The organism is Rhizobium chutanense, from assembly GCF_002531935.1.
GTDB classification, from domain to species: domain Bacteria; phylum Pseudomonadota; class Alphaproteobacteria; order Rhizobiales; family Rhizobiaceae; genus Rhizobium; species Rhizobium chutanense.
The window spans coordinates 416,471-437,347 of sequence record NZ_NWSV01000002.1; the positions used below are offsets into that span (position 1 = coordinate 416,471).

Annotated in this window: 19 protein-coding genes and 1 pseudogene; 13 read left to right on the forward strand and 7 right to left on the reverse strand. The window is 60.5% G+C overall.

What is annotated here, in order from left to right:
* The first annotated feature begins 44 nt into the window (after positions 1 to 44).
* Both CO666_RS04605 and CO666_RS34450 read left to right on the forward strand, forming a co-directional pair.
* On the forward strand, positions 45 to 770 hold the full coding sequence (locus CO666_RS04605) for a helix-turn-helix transcriptional regulator (RefSeq protein WP_097610942.1): 726 nt from the start codon (positions 45 to 47) through the stop codon (positions 768 to 770).
* A 31-nt stretch (positions 771 to 801) separates the two neighbouring features.
* Positions 802 to 1,149, forward strand: a pseudogene (locus CO666_RS34450) (PAS domain-containing protein); the annotation flags it as partial.
* Positions 1,150 to 1,173: 24 nt separating this feature from the next.
* Here CO666_RS34450 and CO666_RS04615 read toward each other — a convergent pair.
* From CO666_RS04615 to CO666_RS04625, 3 genes are all read right to left on the reverse strand, one after another.
* The gene (locus CO666_RS04615) at positions 1,174 to 2,304 is read right to left on the reverse strand and encodes a DUF2333 family protein (RefSeq protein ID WP_097610943.1); all 1,131 of its coding nucleotides are present in this window, start codon (positions 2,302 to 2,304) and stop codon (positions 1,174 to 1,176) included.
* A 145-nt stretch (positions 2,305 to 2,449) separates the two neighbouring features.
* The gene (locus CO666_RS04620; RefSeq protein WP_097610944.1) at positions 2,450 to 3,520 is read right to left on the reverse strand and encodes a hypothetical protein; all 1,071 of its coding nucleotides are present in this window, start codon (positions 3,518 to 3,520) and stop codon (positions 2,450 to 2,452) included.
* Positions 3,521 to 3,656: 136 nt separating this feature from the next.
* Complete coding sequence (locus CO666_RS04625) at positions 3,657 to 4,259, reverse strand: thymidine kinase (RefSeq protein ID WP_097610945.1); 603 nt, start codon at positions 4,257 to 4,259, stop codon at positions 3,657 to 3,659.
* A gap of 236 nt (positions 4,260 to 4,495) precedes the next feature.
* Here CO666_RS04625 and CO666_RS04630 point away from each other — a divergent pair, with 236 nt between their 5' ends.
* The 6 genes from CO666_RS04630 to aptA all read left to right on the forward strand — a co-directional run bounded on the left by CO666_RS04630 (position 4,496) and on the right by aptA (position 10,270).
* Complete coding sequence (locus CO666_RS04630) at positions 4,496 to 5,452, forward strand: choline ABC transporter substrate-binding protein (protein WP_097610946.1); 957 nt, start codon at positions 4,496 to 4,498, stop codon at positions 5,450 to 5,452.
* A gap of 73 nt (positions 5,453 to 5,525) precedes the next feature.
* Positions 5,526 to 6,371, forward strand: a complete 846-nt coding sequence (gene choW / locus CO666_RS04635; protein ID WP_097610947.1) for a choline ABC transporter permease subunit — start codon at positions 5,526 to 5,528, stop codon at positions 6,369 to 6,371.
* Positions 6,368 to 7,420: a choline ABC transporter ATP-binding protein gene (gene choV / locus CO666_RS04640; protein WP_097610948.1), complete on the forward strand. Its 1,053-nt coding sequence runs from the start codon at positions 6,368 to 6,370 to the stop codon at positions 7,418 to 7,420. Before choW ends, choV begins: the two co-directional genes overlap by 4 nt.
* Positions 7,421 to 7,451: 31 nt before the next feature.
* Entirely contained in the window at positions 7,452 to 8,201 is a 750-nt protein-coding gene (locus tag CO666_RS04645) for a HugZ family pyridoxamine 5'-phosphate oxidase (protein WP_097610949.1), read from the forward strand.
* A gap of 115 nt (positions 8,202 to 8,316) precedes the next feature.
* Positions 8,317 to 8,634: an ArsR/SmtB family transcription factor gene (locus CO666_RS04650; protein WP_097610950.1), complete on the forward strand. Its 318-nt coding sequence runs from the start codon at positions 8,317 to 8,319 to the stop codon at positions 8,632 to 8,634.
* A gap of 310 nt (positions 8,635 to 8,944) precedes the next feature.
* A complete protein-coding gene (gene aptA, locus CO666_RS04655; RefSeq protein WP_097611035.1) occupies positions 8,945 to 10,270 on the forward strand; it encodes an omega-aminotransferase AptA in 1,326 nt (441 codons plus the stop codon).
* An 81-nt stretch (positions 10,271 to 10,351) separates the two neighbouring features.
* Here aptA and CO666_RS04660 read toward each other — a convergent pair whose 3' ends face one another.
* Positions 10,352 to 11,266 carry an HD-GYP domain-containing protein gene (locus CO666_RS04660; protein WP_097610951.1) on the reverse strand — a complete coding sequence of 305 codons (915 nt, stop codon included), beginning with the start codon at positions 11,264 to 11,266 and terminating at the stop codon, positions 10,352 to 10,354.
* A gap of 459 nt (positions 11,267 to 11,725) precedes the next feature.
* Here CO666_RS04660 and CO666_RS04665 point away from each other — a divergent pair, with 459 nt between their 5' ends.
* Together CO666_RS04665 and ade are read left to right on the forward strand one after the other, a co-directional pair.
* Complete coding sequence (locus CO666_RS04665) at positions 11,726 to 12,829, forward strand: branched-chain amino acid ABC transporter substrate-binding protein (protein ID WP_097610952.1); 1,104 nt, start codon at positions 11,726 to 11,728, stop codon at positions 12,827 to 12,829.
* A gap of 116 nt (positions 12,830 to 12,945) precedes the next feature.
* Positions 12,946 to 14,643 (forward strand): adenine deaminase, encoded by a 1,698-nt coding sequence (ade, locus tag CO666_RS04670; RefSeq protein WP_097610953.1) that lies wholly within the window; start codon positions 12,946 to 12,948, stop codon positions 14,641 to 14,643.
* A gap of 55 nt (positions 14,644 to 14,698) precedes the next feature.
* Here ade and CO666_RS04675 read toward each other — a convergent pair whose 3' ends face one another.
* The 3 genes from CO666_RS04675 to bglA all read right to left on the reverse strand — a co-directional run bounded on the left by CO666_RS04675 (position 14,699) and on the right by bglA (position 16,999).
* Positions 14,699 to 14,989, reverse strand: a complete 291-nt coding sequence (locus CO666_RS04675) for an addiction module antidote protein (RefSeq protein ID WP_097610954.1) — start codon at positions 14,987 to 14,989, stop codon at positions 14,699 to 14,701.
* Positions 14,982 to 15,287, reverse strand: a complete 306-nt coding sequence (locus CO666_RS04680; RefSeq protein WP_097610955.1) for a type II toxin-antitoxin system RelE/ParE family toxin — start codon at positions 15,285 to 15,287, stop codon at positions 14,982 to 14,984. The genes CO666_RS04675 and CO666_RS04680 overlap by 8 nt, the downstream gene beginning before the upstream one ends.
* 65 nt (positions 15,288 to 15,352) lie before the next feature.
* Positions 15,353 to 16,999 carry a beta-galactosidase BglA gene (gene bglA, locus CO666_RS04685; protein ID WP_097610956.1) on the reverse strand — a complete coding sequence of 549 codons (1,647 nt, stop codon included), beginning with the start codon at positions 16,997 to 16,999 and terminating at the stop codon, positions 15,353 to 15,355.
* A gap of 411 nt (positions 17,000 to 17,410) precedes the next feature.
* Between bglA and CO666_RS04690 the strand changes: the two genes are divergently transcribed.
* From CO666_RS04690 to CO666_RS04700, 3 genes are read left to right on the forward strand one after another with little or no spacing between them, the layout of a single operon-like run.
* The gene (locus tag CO666_RS04690) at positions 17,411 to 18,991 is read left to right on the forward strand and encodes a peptide ABC transporter substrate-binding protein (RefSeq protein ID WP_097610957.1); all 1,581 of its coding nucleotides are present in this window, start codon (positions 17,411 to 17,413) and stop codon (positions 18,989 to 18,991) included.
* Positions 18,992 to 19,039: 48 nt separating this feature from the next.
* On the forward strand, positions 19,040 to 19,963 hold the full coding sequence (locus tag CO666_RS04695; RefSeq protein ID WP_097610958.1) for an ABC transporter permease subunit: 924 nt from the start codon (positions 19,040 to 19,042) through the stop codon (positions 19,961 to 19,963).
* On the forward strand, positions 19,960 to 20,877 hold the full coding sequence (locus tag CO666_RS04700) for an ABC transporter permease (RefSeq protein WP_097610959.1): 918 nt from the start codon (positions 19,960 to 19,962) through the stop codon (positions 20,875 to 20,877). Before CO666_RS04695 ends, CO666_RS04700 begins: the two co-directional genes overlap by 4 nt.

Sequence of the window (20,877 nt, forward strand, 5' to 3'; positions counted from 1 at the left end):
CTGTGTTTGATAGCGTTAACATTGGGGCTGCCGGGGGCGTACAAATGTCTTACATGACCACCTCTGAAAGACAGTCATTACTTTCGGCAGAGCTTGCTGTCGCACGAACGCGCAACCTGTTTGCGCAGGCGCTTGGCAGGATCTCGGCGGCCTTTGGATTGTCGCATGCGACGCTGATGCACGCTCCCTCTCCGGAAGACCTCCTGCTAAGGCCCCTGCTGATCGAAACTTCGCTTCCGGCCGCCTATGTCAGAGAGTTCGACCGTGCCCACATGATGCGCGGCTGTCCTTTTGGCTTGCGGCTGAGGGAGTCGGCCGTCCCTCCGGTTTGGCATCTCAACGACGCTGTCAATGGTCAGGCCTTCCCCGCCGAGCTGCGTGCCTTGATGCTGCGCCACGCCATACCGGCAGGCGTTGCCATGCCCACCATTACAGCCGACGGCCAGCGTTTGGTCTTCTGGTTCTGCGGCGAGCGGGCCGCACTTGGCCAGAGCGAAGTCAATGAACTGGCAATGATCATTCTGCATGCACTCGATGCATATAATGCGGTCAAGCGCAATGAGGAATGCACGCATAACGCGCTATCGATCAGGGAGCTGGAAGTTGTGCGCTGGACCGCCCAGGGCAAGACCTCGATCGAAATCGGCCAGATTCTGTCCCTCTCGGACCATACGGTGAACGCCTATATGACGAACGCGATCAAAAAACTCGATTGCGTCAACCGTACCCAGTTGGTAGCGAAGGCAATTCGATTGAAGCTAATCAACTGAGAGTCGGCACGTCGTCCCGTGACCTGGGGATATCGCGTCTCTTCGCTTCGAGCAGCCCGCCTTTGACAAGGCAGAGCAATTCCGCGCCCATATCGGCATTACCGATGCGGATGTACACACGATCTTCGACCTCCCCTATAGCGACGGCCCCGTCAACCTGACGAAACTGATGTCGCGCATCCACCAGGAAGATCGCAGCCTGATCGCCCAGACCTTCGAGGAGGCGAGCCGTCACGGCGTGTACCGAGTCGACAGCCGGCTTGGCGGCTACAAGCTCGTGCGCAGCGTCGGCCACTTTCGTGCCGATGATAGCGGCGGCGGCATCGCCGGCATCACTTACGAGTTCGTCGCGAAGCTGCGCCTCGTCGGCTTCGAGGACGGATACCCGCTCATTCGAGAATGCTTAGCGATCGAGCACCGATCGGATTTCCACCAGGTTCGAGCGTACTCTGAGAATATAGAAGCCCATGGTGGCGAGGTGGCTCGGCATGATCCACCCATCCTCGCGCCCGTTCGAGATGATCGCCGGCTGAATACGCAGTGCTGCCTGGAACTGCCGCGTCGTGCCGCCCCAGATCGCGCCGAGATTACGCTCTTGCACCACCTGCGAGAAATCCGCCTGCGCAGCGGTCAGGATGGCGTAATAGGCATAGAGCTGGCCGTAGGCGAACCAGAACCGGTCATCGGCACGCGTATCGAACCAGCCGCGATTATGGTGCTCCGAGCGTTCGGCGAGCATGTCGGAGGTGCTGCCGAGATCGTTGGCGATGCGGTCGATGAACTGCATCAGGTTGTCGGCGCGGCCATCGAAAATAGCGTTGCAGGCGGCGAGATCGGTGTTGAACTTGCGCAGGTCTCCGATTGCTGTGCGATAGAAGGAAGGCGTCGGTGTCTTCGGGCCGAAGGGATTGAGCCCGAAATACCAGCTGTATTCGTCGAACTGCAGATTGCCACGCGCGCGCTGCAGATCGTTGTTGATGCCCGACGTGCCGCGCACGCGCCCGAGCGTATCGACAAGCTCCGCCGACGTCCGGCGGACCGCCTGGTTGATGCCGCGCTGGAACGAGGCCTTGTTATCGAGGAAGGGCGTATGATCCCAGTCGATGCCGAAGAAGCCCGCCTTGTAGAGAAGCATGGAGGATATCCATGCGTTCTGGTTGACATTGAAATCGGTCAGGTCGGCCGTGACGTCGACGATGGCCGAGCGCTGGCAGGTCTTGGCGGAGGCCGTTCCGGCTCCCTCGGCCGCAAGCAGCTCTTGTCCGGCGGGAACCTTGCGTTCGGAAAGCCGGTACTGGTCGACGAAGGCGGTGTTGAAATTCGTCCAGACCTGCGTCTGCCAGAAGAAATATCCGTAAAGCACGACGAAGAGCGCCACGAGTGCGATAACCGGCAGCCGGATCATCCAGCTCCGGCGCTGATACCAGCCATGCGCAGCAAGGAAGGGCCAGAAGGCCCAGGCGGAAAACAGGCGGGCCAAGCGACCGATCTTTTGACCGATCAGTCTGAAAAAACCGGCTATCCGGTCAAGCATCGTCGTCTCCTGTCAGGCGAGGCGAACATCAGGACATTTCGGCCCTTTGCATCACATATGCGCTGGATGGGCCGAGCACAACACGAGCGCTTCGATTTTCCGGAAGAGCGCGTCGCGCAAAAGCGCGCGAACCGCACCGTGCGGCTCAGGAACGCAGGAAAGGCAGGCTGAAACGGAATGACCTGCGCGCCGTGTCGATCAGAGGCGTTCCCGATGATTCCGGCGGTTCGGCATAGGTCGGAAACCTACCGGCGCATTCGAGATCAGCGCGACCTTTGCGCCGCTCCAGATCCTGGGCGACCAGCATGCCTTTCTCGAACAGCCTGATCGGCGGGGCGATATCGGGAAAGAGTTCCGGCTTGATCCGCATCTTCATGCCCGGCCGGTCGGTGTCGACCTGCGCCTGGTAGATGATCAGCCGCTCCTCGACGTCGATCATCAGCTTGCGCAGCAGCACATTGCAGGCGGCAATTCGGCCGTTCAGTGAATCGACAAAGGCCTGGAACAGGCCGATGAAGCGCTCGCGCCGCTGGCTGTCGTCGCGCATCTCGTGCTCCTCGGCCGAAATGCGCTCGGCTTCCGCCTTCAGCGCCCGCCGGTCTGCCTCCATCTGTTCCCAATGCGCCCTGTTGCCGTAGACGCCGATCCGGCCCTGGGTCGTCAGCGCCTTGGCGTTGAGCTCCTTCATCTTGAGGCGGGCGATATCGATGGAATCGACCAGCCGCCGCCGTTGCTCGACGATATCGACGAGGCCGCGTTCGGCTGCCTTGTGACATTCGATGATCGAACTGCGCTGGCCGGCGATCAGCCCGGCGAGCGCATCCGATTTCGCCAAAAGGTCGAGCAGCCGTTCGACGACCGGCGCCTCGCGCACGCGTTCAGTGTACATGCGCCACATCCGCTGCCGCGAGGTCCAGCCGGCCATTTTTTCGCGCACCGTCAGGCCGCGGAACCTGTCGAGATCGGCCGAAACCTCGGCTGTCATCCGGTCGAGCAAAAAGACCAGTTCGGCAAGCAGCGCATCCAACGCCGCATGATCGGCGATATGGGCCTGGAACCGGTCATTCTGTTCGAGAAAGATCTCGTCGGCCGACCGTGTCTCGTCGCCGTCAAAGGCACGGATGCGGGCCACGCAATAGGCTCCGTCGGCCGCAATCTTCTCGGCAAGGCCGCCTGCGGCTTCGTACTGGCTATCGAATGGCGGAGGTTTGCGCACCAGGCTCTCCAGGGAATCTCGTACTCGCCAAGCTAGAGCAATTCGGGGAAAAGTGCGAAGCGGTTTTCCGTCCGCCATTGCGTAAAATAGGAGCGCACCGTTTGCCGCGCCAAATAAAACAGAGGCGTTCCAGGTCTCAGACCGGCTCGGCGATCCAGGCCCCGTTCATCGCTTCATCCCAATGCCTGCGGCAGAGCGAGACATATTTCTCATTGCCGCCGACGTCGATCTGCGCGCCTTCGTGCAGCACGTCCCCCGCCGCGTCGAGCCGCACCACCATCGTCGCCTTGCGCCCGCAGTGACAGATCGTGCGCACCTCGCGCATTTCGTCGGCGATCGCCAACAGTTCCTGCGAGGCTGGAAACAATTTGCCCTGGAAATCGGTCCTCAGCCCGTAGACCATCACGGGAATACCGAGCCTATCGACAACGCGGGCAAGCTGCCAGACATGGACAGGCGTCATGAAATGCGCCTCGTCGACGAAGACGCAGGCGATCGGCGCCCCTTCTTCGCTCAGTGTCGCGATCAGCCGGAACAGGTCCTCGTCCGGCTCGAAGGGAATGGCGCTCGCCTCCAGCCCGATCCGCGAGCCGATAACGCCGCGGCCGGCGCGCTCGTCGAAAGCGGCAATCAGCTGCACCGTGCGCATGCCGCGTTCCTGATAATTATAGGAGGCCTGCAGCAGCATCGTCGACTTGCCGGCGTTCATCGTGGAGTAGTTGAAATAGAGTTTTGCCATCCGATCTCTCCTTGATCGGCTTATTGAGAGCTCGGAATGGCAAAGGAAAGCCCCGTGATCGCGATAATCACAGGAATCCGTACTCAAAAACCGCCGAAAGCTCTGAAAACAGCGTACCGCGAAAAATCTGCCGACGTCGCAATCGCACCCGTCGATACGACGCAAACACACTGAGGTCGCTTGTCAAACTGGGCTATTGGTGATTGGCTTGGGGACCTAAAGACTGGGAGTCTAAAATGAAAACAACAAGCGCATTCAAACTCGTCACTGCAACTGCCATCGCCGCCCTCTCTGTCGCGACAGCCGCTTTCGCCGCCGATCCCGACAGCTGCTCCACCGTCCACTTCTCGGATGTCGGCTGGACTGACATCACCGCCACCACGGCTACTGCATCCGTCGTCCTGAAGAGCATCGGCTATCAGACCGACGTCAAGGTTCTCTCGGTGCCGGTCACCTATACCTCGCTGAAGAACAAGGACATCGACATCTTCCTCGGCAACTGGATGCCGACGCAGGAAAAGGACGTCCGTCCCTATCTCGACGACAAGTCGGTCGAATCCTTCGGCCCCAACCTCGTCGGCGCCAAGTATACGCTCGCCACCAACGCCAAGGGCGCGGAACTGGGCATCAAGGACTTCAAGGACATCGCCGCCCACAAGGACGATCTCGACGGCAAGATCTACGGCATCGAACCCGGCAATGACGGCAACCGCCTCGTCATGGATCTGATCGAAAAGAACACCTTCGGCTTGAAGGATATGGAAGTCGTCGAATCCTCGGAACAGGGCATGCTCGCGCAGGTCGCTCGCGCCGAGAAAGCAGGAAAGCCCGTCGTCTTCCTCGGCTGGGAACCCCATCCGATGAACACCAATTTCAAGCTAACCTACCTCACCGGTGGCGACGACGTGTTCGGTCCCGACTTCGGCGGCGCCAAAGTCTACACCAATGTCCGCGCCGGTTATCTCGGCGAATGCCCGAATGTCGGCGCGATGCTGAAGAACCTGACCTTCTCCCTCGACATGGAGAACCAGATCATGGGCAAGATCCTCGACGACGGCAAGGAGCCGGAGGCCGCCGCTTCCGAATGGCTGAAGGCCAATCCTTCTGCGCTCGAGCCCTGGCTTGCGGGCGTCAAGACCCGCGACGGCAAGGGCGATGCGCTAGCGGCCGCCAAGACCGGCCTCGGCCTTTGATGATGTGAACGGGGCGGCTCGCCGCCCCGTTTCATTTTGTCCATTGTTGATTTTTTCTGGATAGGCGCGCCCCTTGAATTGGATCACCGACTTTAAGATTCCCATCGGCCCCTGGGCCAAGTCCTTCGTGGATTGGCTCACCTCGAACGGCGCGTGGTTCTTCGACCAGCTCGCCTCCCTGCTGTCGCACGTCATTGATGGGCTGCTATTCGTGCTGCAGAAGCCGCACCCGCTGATCGTCATCGCCGCCATCGCCGCCATCGCTTTCTGGCTGCGTCGGTCGATCGCTGTCACCCTCTTCACCTGTCTTGGCCTGCTGCTGATCATGAACCAGGGCTATTGGAAGGAAACGACGGAGACGCTCGCTCTCGTGCTCGCCTCCACTTTCGTCAGCATGGTGATCGGCATTCCGCTTGGCATTGCAGCGGCCCGACGGGCCTGGATCTACGCCGCCATGCGCCCCGCGCTCGATCTGATGCAGACCATACCGACATTCGTCTATCTGATCCCGGCGCTGATCCTGTTCGGCCTCGGAATGGTGCCGGGCTTGATCGCGACCGTCATCTTCGCCATCCCGGCCCCCATCCGGTTGACGCGCCTCGGTATCATCTCGACTCCGCCCTCCCTCGTCGAGGCCGCCGTCGCCTTCGGCGCGCGGCCAATGCAGGTACTGCGCAAGGTCGAGCTCCCTTTCGCGGCACCGCAGATCATGGCGGGCCTCACCCAGACCATCATGCTGTCGCTGTCGATGGTGGTCATCGCCGCTCTCGTCGGCGCCGATGGTCTTGGCGTGCCTGTCGTGCGCGCGTTGAACACCGTCAATGTCGCGAAAGGCTTCGAAGCCGGTCTTTGCATCGTCATCCTGGCGATCATTCTCGACCGTATGTTCCGCACGGCGGGTGAAGGAGACGGCGCATGACCGCGGTAAGTTTCAAGGATGTCAGCATCATCTTCGGCGATCGGCCGGAGACAGCCCTTGCCATGGTCGACCAGGGCAAAACGCGCGACGAAATCGGCGCCGCCACAGGCCTGGTGCTCGGCGTCGCCAACGCCTCGCTGACCATCGAGGAAGGAGAGATCCTGGTGCTGATGGGCCTTTCCGGCTCAGGCAAGTCGACACTGCTGCGCGCCGTCAACGGGCTCGCCCCCGTGGTGCGCGGCGACGTGTCGGTTTCCACGACAACCGGTCCCGTCAATCCCTATAAATGCAATGCCAAGGCGTTGCGGGACCTGCGCACCCACACCGTCTCCATGGTGTTCCAGCAGTTCGCCCTCCTGCCTTGGCGCACGGTCGCGGAGAATGTCGGCTTCGGGCTAGAGCTCGCCGGCATGTCGGAGGCCGAGCGCAAGGTCCGCGTCGGCGAGCAGCTCGAACTCGTCAACCTGACGAAATGGGCGGATCGCAAGGTCAACGAACTCTCCGGCGGCATGCAGCAACGCGTCGGGCTTGCCCGCGCCTTTGCCACCGGCGCCCCGATTCTGCTCATGGACGAGCCTTTCTCGGCGCTCGACCCATTGATCCGCACCCGCCTGCAGGACGAACTCCTTGAATTCCAGAGGCGGCTGAAGAAGACCATCCTCTTCGTCAGCCACGATCTCGACGAGGCCTTCCGCATCGGCAACCGCATTGCCATCATGGAGGGCGGCCGCATCATCCAGTGCGGGACGCCGCACGACATCGTCAAGAACCCCGCCGACCAGTATGTCGCGGATTTCGTGCAGCATCTCAATCCGATCAACATGCTGACGGCGGCCGACGTGATGCAGCCCGGCCTCGGCCAGACCGCCGCGGGCATCAGCGTCAGCGCCACGGCCCGCGCCGCCACCCCGCTCGTCGATGTCCTCGACGTACTCGCCCGCCAGCCGGGCAGCATCGGCATCGTCGAAAACGGCGCGGTCATCGGCACCATCACCGCCCAGGATATTGTCGCCGGTCTCACCCGCCATCGCCGCAAGGAGGACGCTTGATGTTTTCGATCCGCTTTGCCACAAAGCGGATATGAAGGAACAGCCCTCGCCCATACGTGAAACCGACGACGAGGCCCGCAGACTCGCCCGCGTGCTGCTGCGCTCTGCGCGGCACGCGGCGCTTGCCGTTCTCGACCCCGAGACCGGCTTTCCCTTAGCCAGCCGCGTGCTCGTCGCCACCGATATTGACGGCACTCCCATCATTCTCGTTTCGAAGCTGTCAGCCCATACGAGAGCGCTCGCCAGGGACGCGCGCGCCTCGCTGCTCACCGGCGAGCCCGGCAAGGGCGATCCTCTCGCCTACCCCCGTCTGACGACCCAATGCCTGGCGGAACCGGTCGAGCGCGGCCACGCATTCTACGAGCGCATCCGCACGCGTTTTCTCGCTCGCCATACCAAGGCGAAGCTTTATATCGATTTTCCTGATTTCCTCTTCTTCCGTCTCAAACCGGAATTGGCCAGCCTCAATGGCGGCTTCGGCCGCGCCTACCAACTCGGTGGGAACGATCTCGTCATCCAATCCGCCGCGAATGAGGAAATCGCCGCCGGAGCAGCGGAAGCAGTGCGAGATTTAGTAGAACGCCACCCTGACGTGGCCGAGACGCTCGCTAGAAGGTTAAACGCGCCGAAATCGGCTTCCTGGCGCATTTGTGGTATCGATTCCTCAGGTTTCGACCTCATTTCCGGCGATTTTCTGTTGCGATATGAATTCGAAACCCTCGCTGAGGAGGCCGATCACATTTGTTCAAACATATCTAAAATAGCATACTCGATACCTTAAATTTAGGTATATACAATCTTCGACCCTAGTTGCTAGTTTTTAGGCGTGGGTGAAAATCGCGGCAAGGGGCCTATGCCAACACACGTGATGTACGTTTCGCATTAGGAAGATAAATATGGAAACCACTGATTTGGCCGAGCACACGAATGTGGCGGCAGCGTTATTGTCGGCCATGGCCAACCCCAAGAGATTGCTGATCCTGTGTAGCCTCGTGAAGGGCGAAGTGGCCGTCGGCGCGCTTGCAACGCAGGTCGGCCTCAGCCAGTCGGCTCTCTCTCAGCATCTATCGAAGCTACGCGCTCAAAAGCTGGTCAAGACCCGCCGAGACGCGCAAACCATCTATTATTCGAGCACCTCCGAATCGGTGATGAAGATCCTGGCGACGCTCGAAGACATCTACCTCGTGCAGAGCAGGAACAGATCCGCGGCATGATGATAGCGCTGACATGAATGTCGGCACGATGCCGTGGCGTAAGGGAATGTTCCCGGAGGCACGGCAACGATATTTCAGCACCTGAACCTTTCGTACGACCGGCAAATTCACATTTGCCGGTCGTACCTTTATTTTGACGTCCCCTCACCCGTTATTGGCGCGGCGAACCGAAGCAATTTGAGCCTCCTGCGGGAAGCAAGCTTCGGGACTTTTCCCGTTGACGCCTTGGGAAGCCCTGATAATTTGACCGGACAGTCAAAATATGGGCGTGAAGCCCCGGAAACGGGCCGTCAGCGGCCAGGAGAACAGCATGTCCAATCGCCTCAATGCACCGAACGATCTTCGCGCCTTCTGGATGCCGTTTACGGCAAACCGCCAGTTCAAGAAGGAGCCGCGTTTGTTCGTCGGCGCCAAGGACATGTATTACACGACGCATGACGGCCGCCAGGTGCTGGACGGCACGGCGGGCCTCTGGTGCGTCAATGCCGGCCACTGCCGCCCGAAGATCACCGAGGCGATCCGCCAGCAGGCCGGTGAACTCGACTACGCGCCGGCCTTCCAGCTTGGCCATCCCAAGGCCTTTGAGCTGGCCAACCGCCTGGTCGATATTGCGCCGGAAGGCCTGGATCACGTTCTCTACACCAATTCCGGATCCGAATCCGTCGAGACCGCACTCAAGGTGGCGCTTGCCTATCACCGCGTGAAAGGCAATGGCGCACGCTTCCGCCTGATCGGCCGCGAACGCGGCTATCACGGCGTCAATTTCGGCGGCATCTCCGTCGGCGGCATCGTCACCAACCGCAAGATGTTCGGCACGCTTTTGACCGGCGTCGACCACATGCCGCACACCCACCAGCCCGGCAAGAACAACTTCACGCGCGGCGAGCCCGAGCATGGTGGCGATATCGCCACCGAATTGGAGCGGATCGTCACCCTGCATGACGCCTCCACCGTCGCCGCCGTCATCGTCGAGCCAGTGGCCGGCTCCACCGGCGTGCTGATCCCGCCGAAAGGCTACCTGCAGAAGCTGCGCGAAATCTGCACCAAGCACGGCATCCTTCTGATCTTCGACGAGGTCATCACCGGCTTCGGCCGCCTCGGCGCCCCCTTTGCCGCGCAATATTACGACGTCAAGCCCGACATGATCACCGCCGCCAAAGGCCTGACCAACGGCGTCATTCCGATGGGCGCCGTCTTCGTCACCTCCGAGATCCATGATGCCTTCATGAACGGCCCGGAGCACATGATCGAGTTCTTCCACGGCTATACCTATTCCGGCAATCCGATTGCCTCCGCTGCCGCGCTTGCCACGCTCGACACCTACAAGGAAGAAGGGCTGCTGACACGCGCTGCCGAGCTTTCGGACTACTGGGCCGACGCGCTGCATTCGTTGAAAGACTGCCCCAATGTCATCGACATCAGGAATACCGGCCTGATCGGCGCGATCGAACTCGATCCGATCGCCGGCGAACCCACAAAGCGCGCCTTCACCGCTTTCCTGAAAGCCTATGAAAGCGGCCTGCTGATCCGCACCACCGGCGATATCATCGCACTCTCCCCGCCGCTGATCATCGAGAAGCACCACATCGACGAGCTGTTCGGCAAGCTGCGGACCATCCTGCAGAACAACATCTGAAGTTCGCGCTGAAAGCTCGATACAACAGCCCGCGGGGACTTCGTCCTTGCGGGCTTTCGCTTTCCGAGAATGAAGAAAAATTCAGGTCACCGAGGCGATGGAAAGGCACAGGGCAAATTTCTTCAGGAGCCGGCGATCGAAGTGCCCTTCAACGCCCATCATCCATTTCAACGCATCGCTGGCACTCCATGGCGCCTTGTAAGGCCGCACCGAGGTCACGGCGTCATAAACATCGCAGATCGTCGCTATACGCGCATGCAAGCTGATCGCGCTGCCGGACAGCCCACGCGGATAACCCCTGCCGTCGGTGCGTTCGTGGTGATTGAGGCAGACGTCGAGAACAATGTCAGACAGGCCCTCCTGCCGCAACAGGATCGCGTGTCCTTGCTCCGGGTGCTTCCGCATCAAGCTCATCTCATCCTCTTCCAGGCGCCCTTCCTTGGTAAGTATCTCCAGCGGGATTTCGAGTTTGCCCACATCATGCAGCAACCCGGCGGTACCGAGCATCTGAACCGTAGCCTCATCAAGTGCGAGATGACGGCTGAAAAGGATCATCAGCGCGCTCACCGAAATCGAATGCAGGAACGTCACTTCGTCTTTTGATTTCAGACGCGTCACGCTCAGGAAAACGGAAGGGTTCTCATCCATCGACTTGGAGACGGAAGAAATCACCGGCGCCACTTGCTCGAAGGTGATTCCCTCGCCGTTTTTCACCCGGCCGAAAACCTCCTCGAGCATCTGCACGGATTTCTGGACGGTTTCCCGCGCCGCCTTGCTATCGATCTCGATGTCACGACCCGGCAGGCCATTGGTATCGAGGCCCTTGCTGGTGTTGATGACGACGATGGCCGTGCCGCACTTCCGAATTTTTGCGGCGTCGAGCTCACGACGAATGGAAAATCTGCGCTTCGACAAAAGCGGATCCTGCCACGGGCCCTCGATAGCCTCCACAAACATTCCGATACGCACCTGGCTGGCGTCGATACGCTTGAGCATTCAGATCTCTAGTCCCGATACGTCTTTGTAATTCGTGTAGCTTTCGTTTGCAGCGCAGCACCATTTGCGTGTTGCATGCTTCTACTACAATCCACCGAATTAACGGTTAATGCGAGACATAAAGAAGCCGAACGAATTCGGTGTTTCCTTCTCGATGAGAGCTTGCGCTTGGCGGCTCGGCCTCAAAAGTCGACAAACCACGACGAAGACAACCATTTCGATCGAGTTTTCGGCCGAATCGACCCGATTTCTCTTCCATTTTGTTATGATCTTGCGAAATCCCGTCAAAATTCCTAGAAATCCTTCATGAGCCTCCCCGAGTCAAACATGGCCGGCAGGTTCGCTGATCGCGCCCTTGTCGATCGTCCTTGGCACAGCCCGAAGGGCTGTGGAATGATCGGAAAAAGCCGGCGCGGCACCTCATCGCGGGTCGAAGGACCCCACCCAAGGAGACAGACTATGACCCTCAAGACATTGACGGCGACCCTGGTCGCGTCGCTGGCCTTTGCGCCGCTCGCCCATGCCGATATCACCATCGGCCTGATCGCGCCGCTGACCGGCCCCGTCGCCGCTTATGGCGACCAGGTGAAGAACGGCGCGCAGACCGCCGTCGACGAGATCAACAAGAAGGGCGGGATTCTCGGCGAGAAGGTCGTCCTCGAATTGGCCGACGATGCCGGCGAGCCGAAGCAGGGCGTTTCCGCCGCCAACAAGGTCGTCGGCGACGGCATTCGCTTCGTCGTCGGCCCGGTCACCTCGGGCGTCGCCATTCCGGTTTCGGACGTACTGGCTGAAAACGGCGTGCTGATGGTCACCCCGACCGCGACGGCGCCTGACCTCACCAAGCGCGGCCTCACCAACGTGCTGCGCACCTGCGGCCGCGACGACCAGCAGGCCGAAGTCGCCGCCAAATACGTGCTGAAGAATTTCAAGGACAAGCGCGTCGCCATCGTCAATGACAAGGGCGCTTACGGCAAGGGCCTCGCCGATGCCTTCAAGGCGACGCTGAATGCCGGCGGCATCACCGAAGTCGTCAATGACGCGATCACCCCCGGCGACAAGGATTTCAGCGCGCTCACCACCCGCATCAAGTCCGAAAAGGTCGACATCGTCTATTTCGGCGGCTACCACCCGGAAGGCGGCCTGCTCGCCCGGCAACTGCATGACCTCGCCGCCAACGCGACGATCATCGGCGGCGACGGCCTCTCCAACACCGAGTTCTGGGCGATCGGCACGGATGCTGCGGCCGGCACCATCTTCACCAACGCCTCGGACGCCACCAAGAACCCGGATTCCAAAGCTGCCGCCGAGGCGCTCGCCGCCAAGAACATCCCGGCCGAAGCCTTCACGCTTAACGCCTATGCCGCCGTCGAAGTGCTGAAAGCCGGCATCGAGAAGGCCGGCAGCGCCGAGGACGCGGAAGCCGTCGCGGCTGCGCTGAAAGACGGCAAGGAAATCCCGACCGCCATCGGCAAAGTCACCTACGGCGAAACCGGCGACCTCACTTCGCAGAGCTTCTCGCTCTACAAGTGGGAAGGCGGCAAGATCGTCACTGCGGAATAAGTCGAAATAGAGAGACTGCGACCGGGCGCCAAAAGGCGCCCGGTTTCGTTTGTGGCATCGCATGTCGCCGCAGATCGGTTATAAGTTCCAGAATCGGTTGCAATGTGAGCGGTGCCATGACCAACAGACTCGAACGTCTCATCGATCAAGGCGTGGGCCGCGTGCCTGCCGATATCGTGCTGAAAGGCGGCAGTTTCTTCGATCTCGTCACCGGCGACGTCGTCCGCTCCGACATCGCCATCGGCGCCGACCGCATCGTCGGCACGTCGGGCGACTATGCGGGCGAAATCGAGATCGACATCTCGGGGAAAATAGTCGTTCCGGGCTTCATCGACACACATCTGCACATCGAATCCTCGCTAGTCACACCGCACGAATTCGACCGCTGCGTTCTCCCTTATGGCGTCACCACCGCGATCTGCGATCCGCATGAGATCGCCAATGTGCTCGGAGCCGCCGGCATCGAATTCTTTCTCGAATCCGCGCTGGAGACGATCATGGACATCCGCGTCCAGCTCTCCTCCTGCGTGCCGGCGACGCATCTCGAGACATCAGGCGCCGACCTGCCGATCGAGAGCCTCCTGCCCTTCCGCCATCATCCGAAGGTCATCGGCCTTGCCGAATTCATGAATTTCCCCGGCGTGATCCACAAGGATCCCGTCTGCATGGCGAAGCTCGACGCCTTCCAAGGCGGCCATATCGACGGTCACGCGCCGCTTCTGTGCGGTAAAGATCTCAACGGTTATCTCTCGGCCGGCATCCGTACAGAACACGAATGCACGACCGCAGCCGAAGCACTGGAAAAGATCCGCAAGGGCATGCATATCCTGGTGCGCGAGGGTTCGGTGTCTAAGGATCTCGCCGCGCTAATCCCGATCATCACCGAGCGGCTTTCTCCCTATCTCGCGCTCTGCACCGACGACCGCAATCCGCTCGATATCGCCGAACAGGGCCATCTCGATCATATGATCCGCACGGCGATCGCCAACGGCGTCGAGCCGCTGGCGATCTACCGCGCCGCGTCGATCTCCGCCGCCCGCGCTTTCGGCCTCAGGGACCGCGGCCTGGTGGCGCCTGGCTGGCGCGCCGATCTCGTGGTTCTCGACAGCCTGGAAGATTGCCGCGCCGATATGGTCTTCGCCGCCGGCCGCCGCGTCACCGACGCACTCTTTTCCACCCGCAGGCCGGTTGCCCCGATCGGCCTCGACAGCGTCAAGGCCCGGCCCGTCAACGCCGCCCATTTCGGCGTGCCGGCCAGAGAGGGCGAAACATCCGTCATCGGCGTCATGCCCGGCAAGATCATTACCGAGCACCGCCGCTATCGCCTGCCCGCCAAGGGCAACGAGACTTCGGTCGACCTTGCCAACGACATCATCAAGGTTGCCGTCATCGAGCGCCACGGCAAGAACGGCAACCATGCCAACGGCTTCGTCCAGGGCTTCGGCCTGAAGAAGGGCGCAATCGCCTCCACCGTCGGCCATGACAGCCACAATATCTGCGTCGTCGGCGTCGACGAGGACGACATGGCGCGCGCCGCTAACCGTCTCGGCGAAATCAACGGCGGCTTCGTCGTGGTGGAGGACGGCAAGGTCACCGGCGAAATCGCCCTGCCCATCGCCGGCCTGATGAGCCTCGAGCCTTACGAGAAAGTCCGCGATACCCTGCACCATCTGCGCAAGGCTGCCTTCTCGCTGGGCGCCACGCTGGAAGAACCCTTCCTCCAGCTAGCCTTCCTGCCGCTGCCCGTCATTCCGCACCTGAAGATCTCGGACCGCGGCATGGTCGACGTGGACAGGTTCGCGCTGATCGGGTGATGCAAGATATCGGAGCTCTCGCTTGTGAGAAGAACTTCAGTGAACGCCAGATGTCTCAAACGGCGTGATGGCGCGTCGTGAGTTCAAGCCCGATGGCCTTCATCACCGCCAGTGTGGTTTCGAGTGTGGGATTTCCATTTTCACTGAGTGCCTTGTAGAGATGCTCGCGCGCAAGGCCGGTTTCCTTGGCGATCTTGCTCATGCCTTTGGCGCGTGCAACGACACCAAGGGCAGAAGCGATGAACTTAGCGTCTCCGGTCTGCAGGGCCTCGGTAATAAAGGTTTCGATAGCCTCGTCGGAATCGAGCAACTCAGCCGGATCGAAGTCGAAAATCTCTTCAGCCATTATCGTCACTCCATTCCATGGCAATTCTCTTTGCCGTCCGTATATCGGTTTCCTGCGTACTTTTATCACCGCCGCAGAGAAGCACGATGATCGTTTCTCCCCGCTTCCGATAATAAATCCGATAGCCAGGTCCGTAGTGAATACGCAGTTCACTCACCCCCTCGCCGACAGGAGCGGCATCGCCGGCATGCCCGGTTGCAAGACGCTGTAGGCGTAAAGCAATCATTGCCTTGGCCTTTCCGTCTTTCAACTTTTTGTGCCACTTCTGGAAGGTGGCCGTCTGCTTCAAGATGAACATATCAGTTGTAATTTAAAAAATACAGAACTGTTTGAAATCCATGACCCGCGACGACAGCGTGAATGTCAAATCCGCGCACAAAACCCATCAAGCGCGGCAAGTTTCACCGATCCCGCGCTCACCACCGCCTCGAAGCCGGGCATGACAAGCGACTCCCCGAGCACCATGCCCGCAGGCAGGCGAAATTCCGCCGGTTTGCGCGTCAGGTTGAAGACGAAAAGCAGCTTTTCGCCACCCTTTTCGCGGGTGAAGACGAGCAGATCCTGGTTGGTGCCGATGAAGCTCATGTCGCCGTCGATCAGTGCCGAATGGCTCTTCCGGAAGGCGAGCGTCTGACGATAGTGGTGCAGTACCGAGCTGTCGCTTCCCTCCTGCGTATCCACGGAAAGTGCCGCCTGCTCATAAGGCACCGGCAGCCAGCTCTTTTCGGCCGAGGTGAAGCCGGCATGCGCCTTGCCGGCTTCCCAGGGCATTGGCGTGCGGCATCCGTCGCGGCCCTTGAAGGCCGGCCAGAAGCGGATGCCGTAGGGGTCGCGCAGGTCCTCGAAGGCAAGCTCCGCCTCCGGCAGGCCGAGCTCCTCGCCTTGGTAGAGGCAGATCGAGCCGCGCAGCGCCGCCAGCACCGAGATCGCCAGCTTGGCGATGACGGGGCGCTCCTCTTCGGTCAGTGCGAAACGACTGACATGGCGCATGACGTCGTGATTGGAGAAGGCCCAGCAGACCCAGCCGTCGGTGACCGCCTTCTGGAAGGCCTCGACGCAGCCGCGAATATGCGCGGCGGTGAAATCCGGCCCCAGCAGGTCGAAGGTGTAGCACATATGCAGCTTGTCGTCGCCACTCGTATAGGCGGCCACCGTCTTCAGCGAGCGCGCGCCATCGCCGACTTCGCCGACCGTCGTGCGGTCCTCATACTGGTCGAGCAGCGCCCGGAAGCGCTTGAGGAAGGCGATATTTTCCGGCTGCGTCTTGTCGTAGAGATGGTTCTGCATGCCGTAGGGGTTGGTGTCGGGTGCATCGAGGCCCCCATCACTGGTGTCGGGCTCGTGCGGCGGATTGCTTCGGAGCTCTCTGTCGCAGAAATAATAGTTGACCGTATCCAGCCGGAAGCCGTCGACGCCGCGGTCGAGCCAGAACTTCACCGTCTCCAGTACCGCGTCCTGCACTTGGCTGCTATGGAAATTGAGATCCGGCTGCGAGGTCAGGAAATTGTGCTGGTAATATTGCCGGCGCACGCCGTCCCATTCCCAGCCCGGCCCGCCGAAGATCGACAGCCAGTTGTTCGGCGCAGTCCCATCCGGTTTCGGATCGGCCCAGACATACCAGTCCGCCTTCGGGTTGGTTCGGCTGGATCGGCTCTCGACGAACCAGGGATGCCGGTCCGACGTATGCGAGATCACCTGATCGATGACGACCTTGATGCCGAGCCTGTGCGCCTCCGCCATCATCTCATCGAAATCGGCGATCGTCCCGAAGATCGGGTCGACGTCGCAATAATCGGAGACGTCATACCCCATATCCGCCATCGGCGACTTGAAGAAGGGCGAGAGCCAGATCGCGTCGACGCCGAGGCTGGCGATATACGGCAGCCGGCGGGTAATTCCCTTGAGATCGCCGAGCCCGTCGCTGTTGGTGTCCTGAAACGAGCGCGGATAGACCTGATAGATCACCGCACCCCGCCACCAGTCCGCATTCCCGCCCGTCTGCAATGCCATCGGCTATGTCTCCTGGTTAAAGCATGTCGCACAAAAGTGTGCAGCGGTTTTGCCAGGCAAAGCGTGAAACGCTTTTGCCGAGACATGCGTGAAAACAAAAACCTAAAGCGCAGAGAGCGAATCCGAAGGATCGCGACGCGCTTTAGTTCGCGCTCGCCACACTAAAGCGGACAAAACAAAAGACAACCACATCAAGCCGTTATGAAAGTGCTGCCGATGTCGCAACATGTCGTCGCGATCCGACAAGGGGGAGACGTATATAGGCTTGTCCACAACCCCTTTCCAGCTGCCGGATTTGGGGTTGCAACGCGATTCCTTTGCGATAAGGTGCGCACTGACCTGCACGTAAGAGGTCAAACACCGGGAACAGATGTCTAATAAAGGCGCAAAGCCTAGAAAGGTGGACCCACGATGAACCAGTTCACGAAAAAATTTCTCGCCTCCGCAATGCTTGGCACATTGCTGGCGTTTTCGGCGCAAGCGGCCACGCTCAACATTCATAATGGTGGCGACCCGCAGTCGCTCGATCCGCAGAAACTTTCGGGCGACTGGGAAAACCGCATCGCCGGCGACATCTTCGAAGGCCTCGTCACCGAGGACGCCAAGGACAATCCGGTCCCCGGCCAGGCCGAAAGCTGGACGATTTCACCGGATGGCAAGATCTACACCTTCAAACTTCGCGACGGCATCAAGTGGTCCGATGGCCAGCCGGTAACGGCAGGAGACTTCGTCTTCGCCTTCCAGCGCCTCGTCGACCCGAAGAACGCCGCCGACTATGCCTATCTGCAGTTCACCATCAAGAATGCCGAAAAGATCAACAAGGGCGAGATCACCGATCTCAACCAGCTCGGCGTCAAGGCGATCGACGACAAGACGCTGGAGATCACCCTCGAAAATCCGACCCCCTATTTCCTCAATGCCCTGATGCATTACACCGCCTATCCGCTGCCCAAACATGTCGTCGAGGCGAAGGGGCAGGATTGGGTCAAGATCGGCAATATCGTCACCAACGGCCCCTATAAGCCGGTCGAGTGGGTTCCCGGCTCCCATGTCACGACGGTCAAGAACGATCAGTGGTACGGCGCCAAGGACCTGAAGATCGACGGCGCCAAGTTCTTCGTGCTCGAGGACCAGGAAGCCGCGCTGAAACGTTACCGCGCCGGCGAATTCGACATCCTCACCGACTTCCCGACCGACCAGTACGAGTGGATGAAGAAGAACCTGCCTGGCCAGGCGCATGTGGCGCCCTTCTCCGGCCTCTACTACTACGTCATCAATTCGACCAAGCCGCCCTTTGCCGACAAGCGCGTGCGCCAGGCTCTTTCCATGGCGATCAACCGTGAAGTCATCGGCCCGCAGATTCTCGGCACCGGCGAACTGCCGGCCTACTCCTGGGTTCCGCCGGGCACGGCAAACTACGGCGAGCCGGCCTACGTCTCCTGGAAAGATCTTCCCTATAAGGACAAGGTCGAAGAAGCCAAAAAGCTGCTGAAGGAAGCCGGTTTCGGCCCGGATCATCCGCTGACTGCCGAGCTCAAGTACAACACCAACGACAACCATAAACGCATCGCCGTGGCGATCGCCTCCATGTGGAAGCCGCTCGGCGTCAATGTCGAACTCGTCAATGCCGAGACCAAAGTACACTATGATCAGTTGCAGCGCGGCGACGTGCAGATCGGCCGCGCCGGCTGGCTCGCCGATTACAACGACCCGGATAATTTCCTGAACCTGCTGGTCACAGGCGTCCAGATGAATTACGGTCGCTGGTCCAATCCCGAGTACGACAAGCTGATCAAGGACGGCAACGCCGAGACCGATCTCACCAAGCGCGCTGCAATCTTCAAGAAGGCCGAGCAGCTGGCGCTGGATGATTCTGCCGCCCTGCCCATCTACTACTATGTTTCGAAGAACGTCGTTTCGCCGAAGATCGAAGGCTTCGTCGACAACATTCAGGACATCCACCGCACCCGCTGGCTGTCGATGAAAGAGTAAGGGAAAACGGCCCTTTCCGCGCCGTGCGGAAAGGACCGGCCCACGACCATGATCAAATACGCCCTCCGTCGCCTGCTATCGACGATCCCGGTTTTGTGGATCGCCGTCACAGCCTGTTTTTTCGTTTTGCGCCTTGCCCCCGGCGGCCCGTTCGATGGCGAAAGGCCATTGCCGCCGGTGATCCTGAAAAACCTCGCGGTCCACTACAACCTCGATAAGCCGCTGATCCAGCAGTATCTGATCTATGTCGGCGATCTGCTGCGAGGCGATCTCGGCCCCTCCTTCGCCAGTGAAGACTTCACGGTCGCCCAGCAGATCATGATCGGTCTGCCCTACACCTTCACCATCGGTACGGCCGCCTTCCTGATCGCCATCATCGTCGGCGTCGCCGTCGGCTGTCTTGGGGCGCTCTATCAGAACAAGACGCCGGACTACATTCTGGGCAGCCTCATCCTGGTCGGCGTCGTGCTGCCGAACTTCCTGATCGCGCCGATCCTGCAGCTGATCTTCGGCATCCACCTCGCCTGGTTTCCGGTCGGCGGCTGGGGTGACGGCTCGATCAAATACCTGATCCTGCCGATCGTCGTGCTGGCCTTGCCGCATGCGGGCCGCATCTCGCGCATCACGCGTGGCTCGATGATCGAGGTGATGAACCAGAACTTCATCCGTACCGCCAAGGCCAAAGGCATCGGCCCGCGGCTGACGGTGATGCGCCATGCGCTGAAGCCTGCTCTGATGCCCGTCGTCTCCTATCTCGGACCGGCGGCAAGCTACCTTCTCACCGGCTCGCTGGTCGTCGAAAGCATCTTCGGATTGCCCGGCATCGGCCGCTATTTCGTCAATGCAGCGCTGAACCGCGATTACGGCATGGTTCTCGGCACGGTCATCTTCTACATGGTGCTGATCGTGTTCCTGAACCTTCTGGTCGACATCGCCTATGCCTGGCTGGACCCGAAAGTGAGAAACCGATGATCCTCAACCCCGCAAAACGCGAGCTGCTGGCCCAGGAGCTCCTGGAGGCGGAGGGCCTTGCGCCCGAAGGCCGTTCGCTCACCCGAGATGCGCTGCGCCGTCTCGGTCGCAATAAGGCGGCCGTGCTGTCGATAGCCGTCCTGACGCTGCTGATCCTCGCCGCCTTCCTCGGCCCCTGGGTCATTCCCTTCAACTACGAGGATCCGGATTGGGCGGCCTTCCGTATCCCGCCCTCGATCGAGACCGGCCATTATTTCGGCACCGACCCGAACGGCCGCGACCTTCTCGCCCGCGTCCTCTACGGCACCCGCGTCTCGCTGGCCGTGGCGCTGACGGCGACCGTCGTCTCCGTCGTCATCGGCGTCCTCTACGGCGCGATCTCGGGCTATATCGGCGGCAGGCTGGATGCGATCATGATGCGCTTCGTCGATATCATGTACGCGCTTCCCTACATCCTCTTCGTCATCCTGCTGATGGTGATCTTCGGCCGCAACGTCTACCTGCTCTTTGCCGCGATCGGCGCGCTGGAATGGCTGACCATGGCCCGCATCGTGCGCGGCCAGACGCTGTCGATCAAACACCGGGAATTCATCGAGGCGGCCCGCGCATCCGGGCAGCGGCCGTTCAAGATCATCCTCAAGCACATCATTCCCAACCTCGTCGGCCCCGTGGTCATCTTCGCGGCGCTGACGGTGCCCGAAATCATCGCCACCGAAAGCTTCCTCTCCTATCTCGGCTTCGGCGTGCAGGAACCGCTGACCTCGCTCGGCACGCTGATCGCGGAAGGCACCGACGCGATGGAAAGCATGCCGTGGCTCTTGATCTTCCCGGCAAGCTTCCTCGTCGCCCTGCTGCTCAGCCTGCTCTTCATCGGCGACGGCCTGCGCGACGCATTCGACCCGAAGGATCGATAG

Excerpts from the sequence above, each read along its gene's own strand:
- CO666_RS04615 (WP_097610943.1), bottom strand. The coding sequence starts at position 2,304 with ATGCTTGACCGGATAGCCGGTTTTTTCAGACTGATCGGTCAAAAGATC.
- CO666_RS04605 (WP_097610942.1), top strand. The coding sequence starts at position 45 with ATGTCTTACATGACCACCTCTGAAAGACAGTCATTACTTTCGGCAGAG.
- choV (WP_097610948.1), top strand. The coding sequence starts at position 6,368 with ATGACCGCGGTAAGTTTCAAGGATGTCAGCATCATCTTCGGCGATCGG.
- CO666_RS04695 (WP_097610958.1), top strand. The coding sequence starts at position 19,040 with ATGATCAAATACGCCCTCCGTCGCCTGCTATCGACGATCCCGGTTTTG.
- CO666_RS04625 (WP_097610945.1), bottom strand. The coding sequence starts at position 4,259 with ATGGCAAAACTCTATTTCAACTACTCCACGATGAACGCCGGCAAGTCG.
- CO666_RS04645 (WP_097610949.1), top strand. The coding sequence starts at position 7,452 with ATGAAGGAACAGCCCTCGCCCATACGTGAAACCGACGACGAGGCCCGC.
- CO666_RS04680 (WP_097610955.1), bottom strand. The coding sequence starts at position 15,287 with ATGTTCATCTTGAAGCAGACGGCCACCTTCCAGAAGTGGCACAAAAAG.
- CO666_RS04690 (WP_097610957.1), top strand. The coding sequence starts at position 17,411 with ATGAACCAGTTCACGAAAAAATTTCTCGCCTCCGCAATGCTTGGCACA.
- CO666_RS04630 (WP_097610946.1), top strand. The coding sequence starts at position 4,496 with ATGAAAACAACAAGCGCATTCAAACTCGTCACTGCAACTGCCATCGCC.
- aptA (WP_097611035.1), top strand. The coding sequence starts at position 8,945 with ATGTCCAATCGCCTCAATGCACCGAACGATCTTCGCGCCTTCTGGATG.
- bglA (WP_097610956.1), bottom strand. The coding sequence starts at position 16,999 with ATGGCATTGCAGACGGGCGGGAATGCGGACTGGTGGCGGGGTGCGGTG.
- CO666_RS04675 (WP_097610954.1), bottom strand. The coding sequence starts at position 14,989 with ATGGCTGAAGAGATTTTCGACTTCGATCCGGCTGAGTTGCTCGATTCC.
- CO666_RS04665 (WP_097610952.1), top strand. The coding sequence starts at position 11,726 with ATGACCCTCAAGACATTGACGGCGACCCTGGTCGCGTCGCTGGCCTTT.
- CO666_RS04650 (WP_097610950.1), top strand. The coding sequence starts at position 8,317 with ATGGAAACCACTGATTTGGCCGAGCACACGAATGTGGCGGCAGCGTTA.
- CO666_RS04660 (WP_097610951.1), bottom strand. The coding sequence starts at position 11,266 with ATGCTCAAGCGTATCGACGCCAGCCAGGTGCGTATCGGAATGTTTGTG.
- ade (WP_097610953.1), top strand. The coding sequence starts at position 12,946 with ATGACCAACAGACTCGAACGTCTCATCGATCAAGGCGTGGGCCGCGTG.
- CO666_RS04700 (WP_097610959.1), top strand. The coding sequence starts at position 19,960 with ATGATCCTCAACCCCGCAAAACGCGAGCTGCTGGCCCAGGAGCTCCTG.